13 protein-coding genes are annotated in these 14,064 nt (G+C 45.5%); 6 read left to right on the plus strand and 7 right to left on the minus strand.

The features are described from left to right. Positions 1-166: 166 nt before the first annotated feature. From metA to HMPREF1535_RS13210, 6 genes are all read left to right on the plus strand, one after another. Positions 167-1,099 carry a homoserine O-acetyltransferase MetA gene (metA, locus tag HMPREF1535_RS13185; RefSeq protein WP_007657582.1) on the plus strand — a complete coding sequence of 311 codons (933 nt, stop codon included), beginning with the start codon at positions 167-169 and terminating at the stop codon, positions 1,097-1,099. 48 nt (positions 1,100-1,147) lie between these two features. Beyond that, positions 1,148-2,893 (plus strand): ATP-binding protein, encoded by a 1,746-nt coding sequence (locus HMPREF1535_RS13190; RefSeq protein WP_046146553.1) that lies wholly within the window; start codon positions 1,148-1,150, stop codon positions 2,891-2,893. A gap of 33 nt (positions 2,894-2,926) precedes the next feature. Next, on the plus strand, positions 2,927-4,768 hold the full coding sequence (locus HMPREF1535_RS13195) for a peptidase U32 family protein (RefSeq protein WP_046146554.1): 1,842 nt from the start codon (positions 2,927-2,929) through the stop codon (positions 4,766-4,768). A gap of 46 nt (positions 4,769-4,814) precedes the next feature. Further along, complete coding sequence (locus HMPREF1535_RS13200; protein ID WP_046146555.1) at positions 4,815-5,633, plus strand: peptidylprolyl isomerase; 819 nt, start codon at positions 4,815-4,817, stop codon at positions 5,631-5,633. Positions 5,634-5,787: 154 nt separating this feature from the next. Beyond that, positions 5,788-6,438 (plus strand): NAD(P)-dependent oxidoreductase, encoded by a 651-nt coding sequence (locus HMPREF1535_RS13205; RefSeq protein ID WP_007657590.1) that lies wholly within the window; start codon positions 5,788-5,790, stop codon positions 6,436-6,438. Between the two features lie 110 nt (positions 6,439-6,548). Further along, a complete protein-coding gene (locus HMPREF1535_RS13210; RefSeq protein WP_007657592.1) occupies positions 6,549-7,175 on the plus strand; it encodes an HAD family hydrolase in 627 nt (208 codons plus the stop codon). A gap of 15 nt (positions 7,176-7,190) precedes the next feature. On the opposite strand, the gene HMPREF1535_RS13215 is transcribed toward HMPREF1535_RS13210, so the two are convergent. The 7 genes from HMPREF1535_RS13215 to HMPREF1535_RS13245 form a co-directional block, all read right to left on the minus strand. Then, a complete protein-coding gene (locus HMPREF1535_RS13215; RefSeq protein WP_046146556.1) occupies positions 7,191-9,548 on the minus strand; it encodes a hybrid sensor histidine kinase/response regulator in 2,358 nt (785 codons plus the stop codon). A 13-nt stretch (positions 9,549-9,561) separates the two neighbouring features. Continuing rightward, entirely contained in the window at positions 9,562-9,924 is a 363-nt protein-coding gene (locus tag HMPREF1535_RS13220; protein ID WP_007657596.1) for an Hpt domain-containing protein, read from the minus strand. A 299-nt stretch (positions 9,925-10,223) separates the two neighbouring features. Continuing rightward, positions 10,224-11,264: a UDP-glucose 4-epimerase GalE gene (gene galE / locus HMPREF1535_RS13225; protein ID WP_007657598.1), complete on the minus strand. Its 1,041-nt coding sequence runs from the start codon at positions 11,262-11,264 to the stop codon at positions 10,224-10,226. A gap of 22 nt (positions 11,265-11,286) precedes the next feature. Beyond that, positions 11,287-11,859: an electron transport complex subunit RsxA gene (gene rsxA / locus HMPREF1535_RS13230; RefSeq protein ID WP_007657600.1), complete on the minus strand. Its 573-nt coding sequence runs from the start codon at positions 11,857-11,859 to the stop codon at positions 11,287-11,289. A gap of 18 nt (positions 11,860-11,877) precedes the next feature. Continuing rightward, complete coding sequence (locus HMPREF1535_RS13235; protein ID WP_028728844.1) at positions 11,878-12,462, minus strand: RnfABCDGE type electron transport complex subunit E; 585 nt, start codon at positions 12,460-12,462, stop codon at positions 11,878-11,880. Beyond that, a complete protein-coding gene (locus HMPREF1535_RS13240) occupies positions 12,455-13,090 on the minus strand; it encodes an RnfABCDGE type electron transport complex subunit G (RefSeq protein ID WP_044246484.1) in 636 nt (211 codons plus the stop codon). Before HMPREF1535_RS13240 ends, HMPREF1535_RS13235 begins: the two co-directional genes overlap by 8 nt. 2 nt (positions 13,091-13,092) lie before the next feature. Then, the gene (locus HMPREF1535_RS13245; RefSeq protein WP_007657604.1) at positions 13,093-14,052 is read right to left on the minus strand and encodes an RnfABCDGE type electron transport complex subunit D; all 960 of its coding nucleotides are present in this window, start codon (positions 14,050-14,052) and stop codon (positions 13,093-13,095) included. Positions 14,053-14,064: the final 12 nt, after the last annotated feature.

Genomic DNA, 14,064 nt, shown 5'->3' on the forward strand with positions numbered 1-14,064 from the left:
TCATTAAGAACTATTATATAAAAAGTCTGTTGTTTGTTCTTCGAATTTATTTTTCCCCTTCAGAAAGAGTAAAGTCGTAATAAAAAAATCTTGTCTGGGATACGCTACCGAATCGTATATTTTGTTTAAGTTTGTACTTCTGAAAAATAAATAGAGAGGAATTGCAATGCCATTAAATTTACAAAAGAATTTACCCGCTATCGAGCTTCTGAAGAAGGAACACATCTTTGTGATGGATTCCTTGCGTGCATCATCCCAGGATATTCGTCCGCTACGTGTCGTAGTGCTGAACCTGATGCCGTTGAAGATCACGACAGAGACAGACTTGATCCGTCTGTTGAGTAATACCCCTTTGCAGGTGGAGCTGGACTTTATGAAGATAAAGGGCCATACCCCAAAGAATACTCCGATCGAACATATGCAGGAGTTTTATAAGGACTTCGACGATATAGAGAACGATTATTATGATGGTATGATCATTACCGGTGCACCTGTGGAGCAGATGCCTTTTGAGGAAGTGAGCTACTGGGATGAAGTGACGATGATCTTTGACTGGGCGCGTACGCATGTAACCTCTACATTATATATCTGTTGGGCGGCGCAGGCGGGATTGTATCATTTCTATGGTGTGCCTAAATATGATTTGCCGGCAAAGATGTTCGGTGTGTTCCGGCATACGTTGCGTGAGCCTTATCTGCCGATATTCCGAGGGTTCGATGATGAGTTTTATGTGCCTCACAGCCGTCATACCGAAATACGTCGCGAAGATATCCGGAAGGTGCCGGAGTTGACGCTTCTTTCGGAGAGCGAGGAGTCGGGCGTTTATATGGCGATGTCGCGCGGCGGACGTGAGTTTTATATTACGGGCCATTCCGAATATTCGCCTTATACGTTGAGCGATGAATATATCCGCGACCTGAATAAAGGCCTTCCTATTTCCGTTCCCCACAACTATTACCGCAACAACGACCCGGCCCAGGGCCCTGTAGTCCGTTGGCGCGGCCATGCGAACCTGTTGTTCACAAACTGGCTGAACTATTACGTTTACCAGGCAACTCCGTTCAATATTGAGGATATAAAGAATTTGGGGAGTTTGTAAATATTGCTACCGAAAGGGGCTGACGAAACGATTAAATAGAGAGTATATATGGCAAAGAAAATACCTTACGGATTAACGGATTATTTTCGTATTGTAACAGAAGATTTTTACTATGTGGATAAGACGAAATATATTGAAGATCTGGAAAAGACAGCAGCTTTCCTGTTTCTGATCCGTCCGCGCCGTTTCGGGAAATCGTTGTTCCTGAATATGCTTAACTGCTATTACGATGTGAAATATGCCGACCGTTTTGAGGAACTGTTCGGCAATCAATACATCGGCAATCATCCGACTGCTGAACAGGGTAAATACCTGGTTTTACGTTTTAATTTCAGCATGGTAAGGGCTACGGACGATAAACTGGAAGCTGCCTTCAACCGGCATATCAGTCTGGAAACAGCGTATTTTGCCAGCGTATATGCTTCTTATTTTAAACCTGATTTCCAGGAACAGCTAAAATTGATTCCGGAGGCTGCCGGACGTTTGGAATATATTTGCCTGTGTGCCAAAGAACAAGGGTTGTCTATCTACTTGCTGATCGACGAATACGATAATTTTACCAATACGATATTATCCTCTAAAGGAAATGATGTGTATCATTCTTTGACGCACGATTCAGGTTTCTATCGCTCATTTTTTTATGTGGTAAAAGGTGTTACCACCGGAGCGGAAGCCCCTGTGAAACGAATGTTCATTACCGGTGTGTCGCCTGTTACGTTGGATGACGTGACGAGTGGTTTCAATATCGGGACGAATATAACGACAGATGAACGGTTTAATTCGATGGTCGGTTTCAGCGAATCGGAACTGCATGAGATGTTATCTTATTACCAATCGGAAGGTATGCTGGTCGATTCTATCGATGATATTGTCCGGATGATGAAACCCTGGTACGATAATTACTGTTTTGCCAAAGAATGTATCGGGAAGACGATGTATAATTCGGATATGGTGCTCTATTTCCTGAATAATTATTTGCAGAGGAAACGTCCGCCTTCCGAAATGGTCGACCGTAATATCCGGACGGATTACAGCAAATTGCGCCATTTTATCCGTATCGACAGGATGCAGGAAGAAGGTTGTTCGGTCATTACAAAGTTGATCGATACCGGCGAAGTGAACGGAAACGTGATAAAAGACAGTTTTCCAGCAGAGAACCTGGCCGATCCGGGTAACTTTACCTCACTGTTATATTATTTCGGTTTGTTGACTTATGACCGGATGGAATATGGCGAAACGATCATGAAAGTACCCAACCTGGCCGTCCGCGAACAGATTTACAGTTATCTGGTGGAAGCGATGAAAGAACGCGAGTCGGTCGTTTTTCCTTTTATGGACTTGTCCGACCGGATGCGGCGTATGGCTTATTTCGGGGAGTGGGAAGCTGCTTTGGACTTTTTTGCCCGTCAGGTTGATAAGAAAGCGGTTCTTCGTGATGTGATCTATCAGGAGTCGACCATTAAAACACTGATGGTTGCTTATATGGGGTTGACGGATTACTTTATTATCTGGCCTGAGTTTGAGGCAGGCCGTGGTTTCTCCGATCTTTACCTGATGCCCAACCTGGCAAACTATCCGGATATGCAATATTCCTATTTGGTAGAGTTGAAATTCCTGAAACGGGATGATACGACAACCGATGTGGAAGCCTTATTGCAGGAAGCCGAAAAACAATTGCGCCGTTACGCTACTGACGAGAAGATACTCAGTAGCACCGGTAACACCCGCTTACGCCTGCTAGCCGCTGTTTACCGTGGCTGGCAACCGGAGGCAATGCGCGAATTTGTTTTGTGAGTTGTACTTTTTTGATAAATCTGAAATAACAATATGCCAATAAAACCCCGCTGCATAGAATTATTATCGCCGGCTAAAGATCTGAACTGTGGTATTGAAGCCATTAATCATGGGGCTGATGCCGTGTATATCGGTGCGCCGAAGTTTGGAGCCCGTGCCGCTGCCGGAAATACGTTGGAGGATATTCGTGCTCTTTGTGAATATGCTCATTTATATAATGCCCGTATCTATGTGGCTTTAAATACCATTCTGCGGGAAGAAGAATTGCCGGAAGCGGAGCAACTGATCCGGCAACTCTATCTGGCAGGAGCTGATGCTCTGATCGTACAGGACATGGGGATCACTCGCTTGAATCTGCCGCCTATCCCGCTGCATGCCAGCACACAAACGGATAACCGTACGCCTGAAAAGGTGAAGTTCCTGGAGGCGGCCGGTTTTACACAGGTGGTTCTGGCGCGTGAATTGTCGTTGAATGAGATTCGTTGCATATCGGAACAGGTCTCTGTCCCGCTGGAGGTTTTTGTGCATGGCGCATTATGTGTGAGTTACAGCGGGCAGTGCTATCTGAGCGCGGCTTTGAGCGGGCGAAGCGCAAACCGGGGAGAGTGTGCGCAATATTGCCGGTTGCCTTATTCGATGGTGGATGCGAACGGGACGGAGATCGTTCATAACAAACATTTGTTATCACTCAAGGATATGAACCGTTCCGACCAACTGGAAGCCCTGCTGGATGCGGGTGCTTCTTCTTTTAAAATAGAAGGGCGCTTGAAAGATGTCACTTATGTAAAGAATATAACGGCTTATTACCGGAAGAAACTGGATGCTATCCTAGCACGTCGTCCGGAATATTGCCGTGCATCGGCGGGTAAGAGTACCTATGAGTTTGAGCCGGTAGCCGAGAAAAGTTTCAACCGGGGATTTACTCCTTTCTTCCTGCATGAACGTACAAAAGATATAGCAGCTTTCAATACTCCGAAATCGTTAGGTGAACCTGTCGGAACCGTCAAGGAACTGAAAGGCAATTCGTTTACCATCGCCGGAGTGAAGCAACTGAATAATGGGGATGGCTTGGTATTCTTCAATAGTCGCGGTGAGTTGGAAGGGTTTCGTGTCAACAGGGTAGAGGCGAATCGTGTCTTTCCGTTGGATATGCCGGATATAAAGCCCAAGACGCCTTTGTATCGTAACTTTGACCAGGTTTTTGAAAAGCAGTTGGCGAAACCTTCTGCCGAACGTAAGCTGGTTGTAAAGATCGAATTCCTGAATAATCCTTTCGGTTTTACGTTGGTGATGGAAGATGAAACGGGAGCACGTGTGATGCTGACCGAGCCGTTCGATAAAGAGCTGGCACGTCGTGACCAGGCCGACAATATCCGGACGCAACTTGCCAAATTGGGGAACACGCCGTTTGAAGCATCGGAAGTACATATAGGAATGGGGGAAAACTGGTTCGTCCCGTCGTCTCTTCTGGCGGATATGCGTCGCAAGGCCGTAGAGAAGTTGCAGTCAGATCGTATGATCCGTTATCAGCGTGAACTCTCGCGTAAGGTTGAACCTGCGAAAGAGGTTCCTTTTCCGGAACGCCAGTTGACTTATCTGGGGAATGTATCAAATAGCCGGGCGGAAGCTTTTTATAAGGCGCATGGAGTAGAGACGGTTGCAGATGCTTTCGAATTAAAGCCGGAGAAAGATGTTCCGTTGATGTTTAGCAAGCATTGCTTGCGGTATAGCATGGGATGGTGTCCGACGTATCAGAAAGAGAAGTCACCTTATAAGGAACCCTATTACCTTTTATATAAGGATACCCGGCTGAGGTTGCAGTTTGATTGTAAGCGGTGTCAGATGCTGGTGTATGAAGCACCTAGTCAAAAGTAACAATCAATTCTGATAATGACTGCATTAATAATAAAAACGACTCGTTATGAAACAACAACTATTCGCCTTTTTACTCGTCTTGTTTACTTTGATCTCTTGTGGCGATAAACCGCTGGACCCTTCGAAACCCGTTTACGTGACAGTGAAAACGACTATGGGAGATGTTACTGTCCTGTTGTATGATGACACTCCCTTGCATCGTGATAACTTCATCCGGTTGTGCCAGTCGGGTGAATATGAGGGGATGCTATTTCACCGTATCATTAAAGACTTTGTTGTGCAAGGCGGTGATCCGACCAGCAAAGCCCATGAACCAGGTGTTTTGTATGGAGACGGTGATGGTGGTTATACCGTTCCTGCCGAGATACTTCCCAACCATTTCAATAAACGAGGTGCTCTGATCGATGCCAAGGAAAGCGATGATGTAAATCCCGAACGTGCATCGGCCGGAACTCAGTTTTGTTTTGTGCAGGGGAAGAAACATTCTGATGCTGAACTGGATGAGAAAGAGGTACGGATCAACCAGATTCGCCGTAACTGGTTATATTATAAATTTCTGGACCGGTTGAAGAAAGAAGACCCGGCACTGGCTGCCGACTCTTTGGAAACGGAACTGACAAACCGTGCTTTGGTTATGGTGGAGGATACATTGGCTGACCTGGGCCCGTATGTTATTCCCGCCGAACACCGCGAAGTATATAAGACGGTTGGCGGAGTGCCCCACCTGGATAGTTCCGTGACGATCTTCGGAGAAGTGGTGGACGGTTTCGATATCGTAGAGAAAATGTCGCTGGTGAAAACAGATAAGAATGATCGGCCTATCCGGGATGTTATGATCAAATCGACGAAAGTATTTCAAAAGTAACTAGTCCCCGTACTTGACACGGGACCGCATAAGGGCTGTCTGTATCAATTGATAATAGGATATATGGGCGGTGCCTTTGCGATCCCGTGTCAGGCACGGGAACAGTTTGCCATCGTATGTTGTTCTATAGAAAGTAATCAAACAACATACAGTCATGAAGAAAATAGTTATCATAGGCGCGACCGGCTATGTCGGATCCGCTATTCTGAAAGAAGCATTAGGCAGAGGGCATCAAGTAAAAGCCATCGTCAGAGATCCGTCGAAACTGACTTTAATCCATCCGCATCTGAAAGTCGTGGGAGGGAGTGTGACCGATACGGACTTTTTATCTCGCGAACTGGCTAAGTCGGATGCGGTGATCAGTGCTTTTAATCCGGGCTGGTCGAATCCCAATATTTATGAAGAGACACTGGAAGGCTATGGCTCTATCCTTTGTGCCGTTCGCAACTCCGGTGTGCATCGTTTCCTGATGGTTGGCGGAGCAGGCAGTTTGTTGGTGGCTCCCGGTCGTCAGCTGATGGATGAACCGGACGTTCCCAAGAAACTTTTACCGGGAATACGAGGGATGGCAAAGGTTTATACCGATTTGTTGTTGCCGGAAAAGTCGGTGGATTGGGTTTTCCTGAGTCCTGCGGCTAATATGGCACCGGGAGAGCGTACCGGAAAGTTCCGTCTGGGAAAAGATGAACTGATTGTCGATGAAAGTGGGGATAGCAATATCTCCGTAGAAGATTTCGCTGTAGCCATGATTGATGAACTGGAACAGGAAAAGCATCATCAGGAGCGATTTACACTCGGGTACTAAGTGTCTTTGGCAAAAACAGTTGCAGTCATTTGAATAGTTGTTGCTTTACACTTATTATGCTTATCTTTGTCAGGAAGTAGAGATAAAGATAGATGTAAAAAGAGATAATTATGGCAAAGATTAAAAACATTGTATTTGATTTAGGAGGAGTTTTTATAGACCTGGACCATGATCAGGCAGTTCGTCGTTTCAAAGAGATCGGGGTGGAGGATGCGGAACAGTTGCTGGATCCTTATGAGCAGAAAGGTATCTTTCTGGAAGTAGAAAACGGTACGATCAGTGCTGACGAGTTTTGCCAAAAGCTTCAGGAGCATACGGGGAAGGACCTGACGTATGAAGATATAAAATCCGGTTGGCTGGGATTTATCGCCGATACGCCTCAATATAAGCTCGATTATGTGTTGAAACTTCGCGAGCACTACAATGTTTATCTGTTGAGCAATACCAATCCCATCATCCAGGAAGGGTGGGCAAGGACAAACGAGTTTACTCCGGCAGGTCGTCCGATCGGTGCCTATTTTGACAAAATGTACACCTCGTATGAAGTCGGCGTAACGAAACCCGACCGGCGTATCTTTGACTATATGATCAAAGACAGCGGACTGATTCCGGCAGAGACGCTCTTTGTGGATGATGGTAAAAGCAATATCGAAGTAGGACGTACATTGGGCTTCATCACCTACCAACCCCAAAACGGGGAAGATTGGCGTGAAGCTATCGATGCGCTGTTGAAATAAACCGATTGGGGGTATTCAACGGAACCACTTTCCCATAACACTGTAAAGCCTGTCTATTTCTATGGGTTTGGCGATATGTTCGTTCATTCCGGCTTCCAGGCTTAGCCGCACGTCTTCGGCAAAAGCGTTGGCCGACATGGCTACGATCGGTAAGTCCTTGGTGTCTTGCCGGTCGAGAAGACGGATTTGCCGGGTGGCTTCAAGACCGTCCATGACAGGCATTTGTATATCCATAATTATGAAATCGTAATATCCTTCAGGGGAAGCGGAAACCTTGTTTACGGCTTCCAGCCCGTCGCTGGCTGTTTCAATTTCAGCACCGGTTTCCTGTAGCAATTCATAAGCGATCTCACGGTTCAGGTCGTTGTCTTCCACAACGAGTATCCGTTTGCCTGGGAAAGAGGCGACGATAGATGGTACGATAGTGACCTCTTCTTCCTCTTTTTTGTTTGTGGCAAACTTTTTCATCAGGAGGAACAGTTTGGACTTCATGATAGGCTTACAGATGAAACCGTTAACCCCAACTTTCAAGGCTTCGATTTCGTAGTCGGAATAGTCGTAAGCCGAAATGATGATGATAGGAACATCCGGTCCTACGCATTCCCGTATTTTGTAGGTTGTTTCAATGCCATTCATGTTGGGCATCATCAGGTCTATGATGATTGCAAAATACTTGTTCCCGTCGCTTACTTTCTGTACGGCGTCCTGACCGGAAAGAACCCATTCCGGCTTCATCCCTAATTCTTGCAGGTTTTCACAGGCTATTTCGCAGGATATATCATCATCATCCACAACCAATACCGGCAGGTCTATTAATAGATTGTTGTCGTATTCATCCATGCCTCCCAGTTTGACATGGAATCTCATGGTGAATTTGGAACCTTTTCCATATTCGCTTTCTACCAGGATATCCCCGTTCATCATCTGGGCGATATGACGACTGATCGCCATACCGAGTCCGGTACCCTGGATATTGCGGATGGCTTTATCGTCCGACCGTTCGAACGGCTCGAATACTTTGCTTAAGAATTCAGGTTTCATTCCTATGCCATTGTCCGTGACGGCTATTTCAAATTGCCCGTAACCGTTATAAACGGAAGGTTTCTCCTCGACTGAAATTTGTATTAGTCCTTTGTTCGGGGTATATTTGATTGCATTTGTCAGCATATTCAACAGTGCTTGTTGTATGCGTTGTACGTCACCGATCAGGCATTCGTGCTTTACTTTGCTGTGTATTACTAACTTTTGCTTTTTGGCTTCAAAGGCCGACTGCACCATGATAAATAAACTTTCCAGCAGTTCATCGAGTTTGAATGTCTCTTCCGTCAGCATGATCTTACCGCTTTCGAGCTTCGACATATCCAGTACTTCGTTTATCAGGTTGAGCAGGAGCTTGGAAGATATGGTTATCTTCTTCAGACAATCGGCTATGCGGTTCTGGTCGTTCATATGAAGACCGGCTATTGCCGTCATACCCACGATTGCATTTATGGGAGTACGTACGTCATGGCTCATCCGCGACAGGAAGTCTGACTTGGCACGGTTGGCGGCAGTTGCGCTCTGTAGGGCTTCCTGCAACAATAGCTTCTGTTTTCTCTCTTCCTTGATTTCAGTTATATCGGTCCTGGTCATCAACCAGATGTTTTGTTCCCTGTCGAAGTAGCTGAATCGCATTTTCTTTTCACGTTTTTCACCGTTTTCTATCATGGTACCATATAAAATATACTCTCCATGCTGTCGCAGTATCGGATCGACGTGGGCGATACTCATTTTCTCGGTCATTGCATCACAAAATTCCGGTTCCATATACTGTCGGTTGTACTCTGCAACTACCGCTTCATAGTTACTGCTGGCTACCGGGGGAGGAGTTTCGCTTTCCGTACCGGAAGTGTACATGACATAACTGTTTTTAGAAGCTTCGATATAAATCACATAGTCGTATTCTGCTTTTACGGCTGTTTCAATGATTTGTGATTTCCTGAAATCATTAACATTGTGGCTGGAGAGGACAACCCTGTCGGGTATGCCTTCTTTGTTAGTCAAGATATCTATAAAGGCTTCGTGCCATTCAAAACCGAAATGTTTGTTACAGAAACGCATGTCGAATTTTTTGTGGAAACATCCTTCGGCTATCATTGTATGGAAGGCTTCAAGCGAAACTGTTTCGTCCCATAAAATATGGTCAGGCGGATAGACATCATTCTTTATCGTGTTATTGAGAATGACGTAATCATGTTTCGTATTTTCCAACTCCGGAATCATGGAGTCTTTCTGTATTTCGACACTTCCGTCCTCCAGGTAGATAGTCCAGATAGTATCCATGAGGTATTGGTAGTTAGCCAATGATTTATTTGATGTAAGCCTCTTATCCATGCAGTTTGTTTTATTATCTTGCTTTGTGTTCGGTAATCAGGTCGCAGATTAGTTTGTATTGTACTTTCAACTGATCAAACAGGTCTTGTATACCTTCACTCTCTCCGGCTCTGAGTTTTTCCGTCATCGGGATCAATATGTCCGATATATTTGTCAGGTCAAGCGTTGCCGCCAGTCCTTTTAATGTATGGGCATGTCTGAAAGCCTGGGAAATATTATTCTCATTGAGGCTTCTTTCCATCAGGATGAAGTTTTCATCCATAGGGAATTTGGAGAGTATTCTTTCATAAAACTGTTCATTATCCATGAAACGGTTTAATGCACTGTCCAGGTTAACTCCGTATGCTTGTAACTTCTCTTTATATTCGCTTGTCATGTTTTTATTGCCATTTATATAACAAATCATCTGTCTGTTACGAAAGGAATCCCCAAAAGTAGATAAAAAATATATATGGAGATGGAAAAAACGTTATAATTCAATAGGAATGTATGCTTTTTTCTGCTATTTGACGAATCCGGTCCTCCGACGAGCCTGTTTTGATGTCTGATGTTGGTTTTGAAGCTCAGTTGACGTTTCATTGATAAGTTCCGGTTGCAATGTGGGGGATCAAGAAAAATGCCGGAAGAAATTTCTGGAGAATCTTCCGGCATGCTTATTTAAAAAAGACTTTTCTTTTATTGGATACCGCGTTCGCGCAGTTTTTCCTGCCATTTCCAGGCAGAAGCCAATGTATCGGACAATGTTTCTTTAGCAGTCCATCCCAATACCTTATTGGCACGTTCCGGATTAGCCCAAACTTTTTCGATATCACCTTCGCGACGACCTACGATTTTGTGAGGAACTTTTACACCGGTAGCTTTTTCGAATGTATTGATCAGTTCCAACACCGTTACACCGTTACCGGTTCCCAGGTTGAAATATTCAACATTTTCTTCAGTTTTACCACCCAGCATACGGTCCATAGCGATTACGTGTGCTTTTGCCAGGTCGACTACATTGATATAGTCGCGGATACAAGAGCCGTCAGGTGTATCATAGTCATCACCGAATACGCTCAGTTCCTTGCGGATACCGATTGCAGTCTGTGTCAGATACGGGATCAGGTTCTGGGGAACACCGTTAGGCAATTCGCCGATTTCTGCACTCGGGTGAGCACCGATCGGGTTGAAGTAACGCAGGATAATGCTCTTGAACGGAGCGTTTGCGTGAATAGTATCGCGGATGATCTCTTCGTTGATCTGTTTGGTGTTGCCATAAGGAGAAGTAGCCGGTTTGATCGGGGCATCTTCTGTTACAGGCAGGTTTTCAGGATCAGGCTGTCCGTAAACGGTACAGGAAGAAGAGAATACAATACCTTCGATATTAAATTCCGGCATCAGTTCCAGTAGGTTTACCAGCGTAACAACATTGTTACGGTAGTACTTCAGCGGCTGCTGAACCGATTCGCCAACAGCTTTGCTTGCAGCGAAAAGGATGATACCGTTGATACCCGGATGAGCCTTCAATGCTTCGCGGGTTCCTTCTTTATCTTTTAAATCCAGTTTGATGAATTCAGGACGGATACCTGTGATCTTTTCAATGCCATCCAACACTTCGATATTGGAGTTTGACAGGTCGTCGATGATAACAACATCATAACCTGCATTCTGCAACTCAACTGTAGTGTGTGAGCCAATATATCCGGTTCCACCTGCTACTAAGATTTTCTTTTTCATGCTAGTCTCTATTTAGATTAAATTATACGATTCCGGAGAATCCCATAAACGCCATTGCCAGTAAACCGGCTGTTATCAGCGCAATAGGGGTACCTTTCATACCTTCGGGAACACGTGTCAAAGCCAACTGTTCTCTTATCCCTGCAAAGATAACTAAAGCTAGCGCAAATCCAATAGCTGTTGATATTGCATATACAACAGATTCCAATAAATTATATTCTTTTTGTATTACGAGGATGGCGACACCTAGGATACAGCAGTTGGTGGTGATCAGCGGAAGAAATACACCAAGTGCCTGGTAAAGAGCCGGAGAAACCTTTTTCAGGATGATCTCGACCATCTGAACCAGCGCGGCGATGATCAGGATAAAGCTGATGGTCTGCATAAAGCCCAGTCCGAACTTATCCAGGATATATTTCTGCACCAGGAAAGTAACGATGGTTGCGATCGTCAACACGAATGTTACTGCTGCACCCATACCGGCTGCCGTTTCCACCTTTTTCGATACGCCCAGGAACGGACAGATACCCAGGAACTGCGCCAACACTACGTTGTTGACGAATACGGCTGCGATAAATATTAGTATATATTCCATATCTTTCGTTTTTTAATATCAGGCTTTACGCAATTTATTAACAATAGCAATCAGGTAACCCAGCGCGATAAAGGCACCCGGAGCCAATACAAAGATCAGCGAACCATATTGTTCGGGCATCAGTGTCAGGCCGAACAGTTTACCTGTTCCCAGCAATTCGCGGGTAGCTCCGAGCAAGGTAAGTGCCAGCGTAAAGCCGAGTCCCATACCTAATCCGTCGAATGCGGAAGGGATCACTCCGTTTTTAGCGGCAAATGCTTCCGCACGTCCCAACACGATACAGTTTACAACGATCAGCGGGATGAACAATCCCAGGCTGGCGTAAAGAGCCGGAACGAATGCTTCCATGCACATCTGCACGACGGTTACGAATGTAGCGATTACGACAATAAAGGCCGGAATACGTACCATGTCGGGGATCAGGTTCTTCAAGGCTGAAATAACCATATTGGAACAGATCAGAACGAACATGGTTGCCAGTCCCATACTCATACCGTTCAATGCTGAAGAAGTTGTTCCCAGAGTTGGACACATACCCAGCAACAAGACAAATGTCGGGTTCTCTTTGATGATACCGTTCATCAATACTTTCATATTACTCATTGTCGTTTCCTCCCTCGTTAGTGTTAGCGGTTGTTGCACCGGTTACTCCGTCAGTTCCGGCGAATGCGCTGTAAGCACGGTTCACCGCATCCAGAAATGCACGGCTGGTGATGGTTGCTGCTGTGATAGCATCCACGTTGCCACCGTCTTTAGTTACTTTTAATGGTCCGGCGGACAGGCTGCGTCCCAAAACGCTTTGTTTATTCTTGTCCGTACTGAACCATTCCTGCATTTTAGCTCCCAGACCGGGAGTTTCCGCATGCTGTAATACGGAATAGTTCAATAACTTGCCTTCCTTATCGAATCCGACGATCACTTTGATCTCTCCGCTGAATCCTTTTTTTGTATTACTTTCGACAGCTGCACCTACGAACTCTCCGCCTTTGGTAGCCGGATAGATTTTCAGGGAATCGCCGTCGCCTGTAACTGCCATATAAGCGTCCTCTGACGGTTTGTTGTTGAATTCAGGTGTAACAGCTTTGATAGCAGCTTCCAGCGCAGCAGCTTTGGAGGCTGCTATCGGGCCGGTAGTGTACATATTTACTCCGGCTAATATCGCTCCCGCAACCAAACAGATGATGGTAAGCGACAAGAGCATATTGGGTAATGTTGATTTTAGTTTTGCCATGCTTATTTCCCTCCAAAATGTTTAGGTTTGATATAACTGTTGATCAGCGGGGTAAATGCATTCATAATAAGAATAGCAAACGACATACCTTCCGGATAAGAACCAAACAGACGGATAACGGTGGTCAGAATACCGATACCGACACCGTAAACCAGCATACCGTTCTTACTCATGGGCGAAGTCACATAGTCGGTTGCCATAAAGATGGCTCCCAGCATCAGACCTCCCGACAGCAGGTGAACGAACGGACTTGCGTATTGTACCGGATTAACCAGATGCATAATACCTGTGAATACAAATACGGTCAGCAGGATAGAAACCGGAATCTGCCAGGTAATAATCTTTTTCCATAACATAAAGACGAGTCCCAGCAGCAATGCCAGTGCACTTACTTCACCAAGGCTGCCGCCCATTTTACCAAACAACATATCTACCAGGGTAGGCAACTTGTCGAGTGCCCCTTCGTTCATCAGTGATAAAACAGTTGCACCGGTGGTTGCGTCGGTGTAGGCTGTCAGCTGTCCGACTTCCGGCCACATCGTCATCTGTGCCGGGAAAGAGATCAGCAGGAATACACGTCCGACTAATGCCGGGTTAAAAATATTGTTACCCAGTCCGCCAAATGACATCTTACCGATACCGATTGCTGCCAGTGCACCGATCAGGATGATCCATACAGGCAGGTTCGACGGCAGGTTGAATGCCAGCAGTACACCGGTCAGGATAGCCGAACCGTCACATACGGTCGGTTCCTTTTTCATCAGGAACTTCTGGATCAGATATTCAAAGAGGACGCAGGCTACGACCGATGTTGCAGTAACGATCAGCGCACCCAGCCCGAAGTAGTAGAGGGATACCAGGAAAGCCGGAACAAGGGCAATCAGTACACCATACATATTTTTGCTTATGCTATCGCCGCCGTGGATATGGGGCGAAGGAGATACTATTAAATTATTTTCCATATTGCTCTGTTT

The sequence above is a fragment of the Parabacteroides goldsteinii DSM 19448 = WAL 12034 genome (assembly GCF_000969835.1).
Classification (GTDB): Bacteria; Bacteroidota; Bacteroidia; order Bacteroidales; family Tannerellaceae; genus Parabacteroides; species Parabacteroides goldsteinii.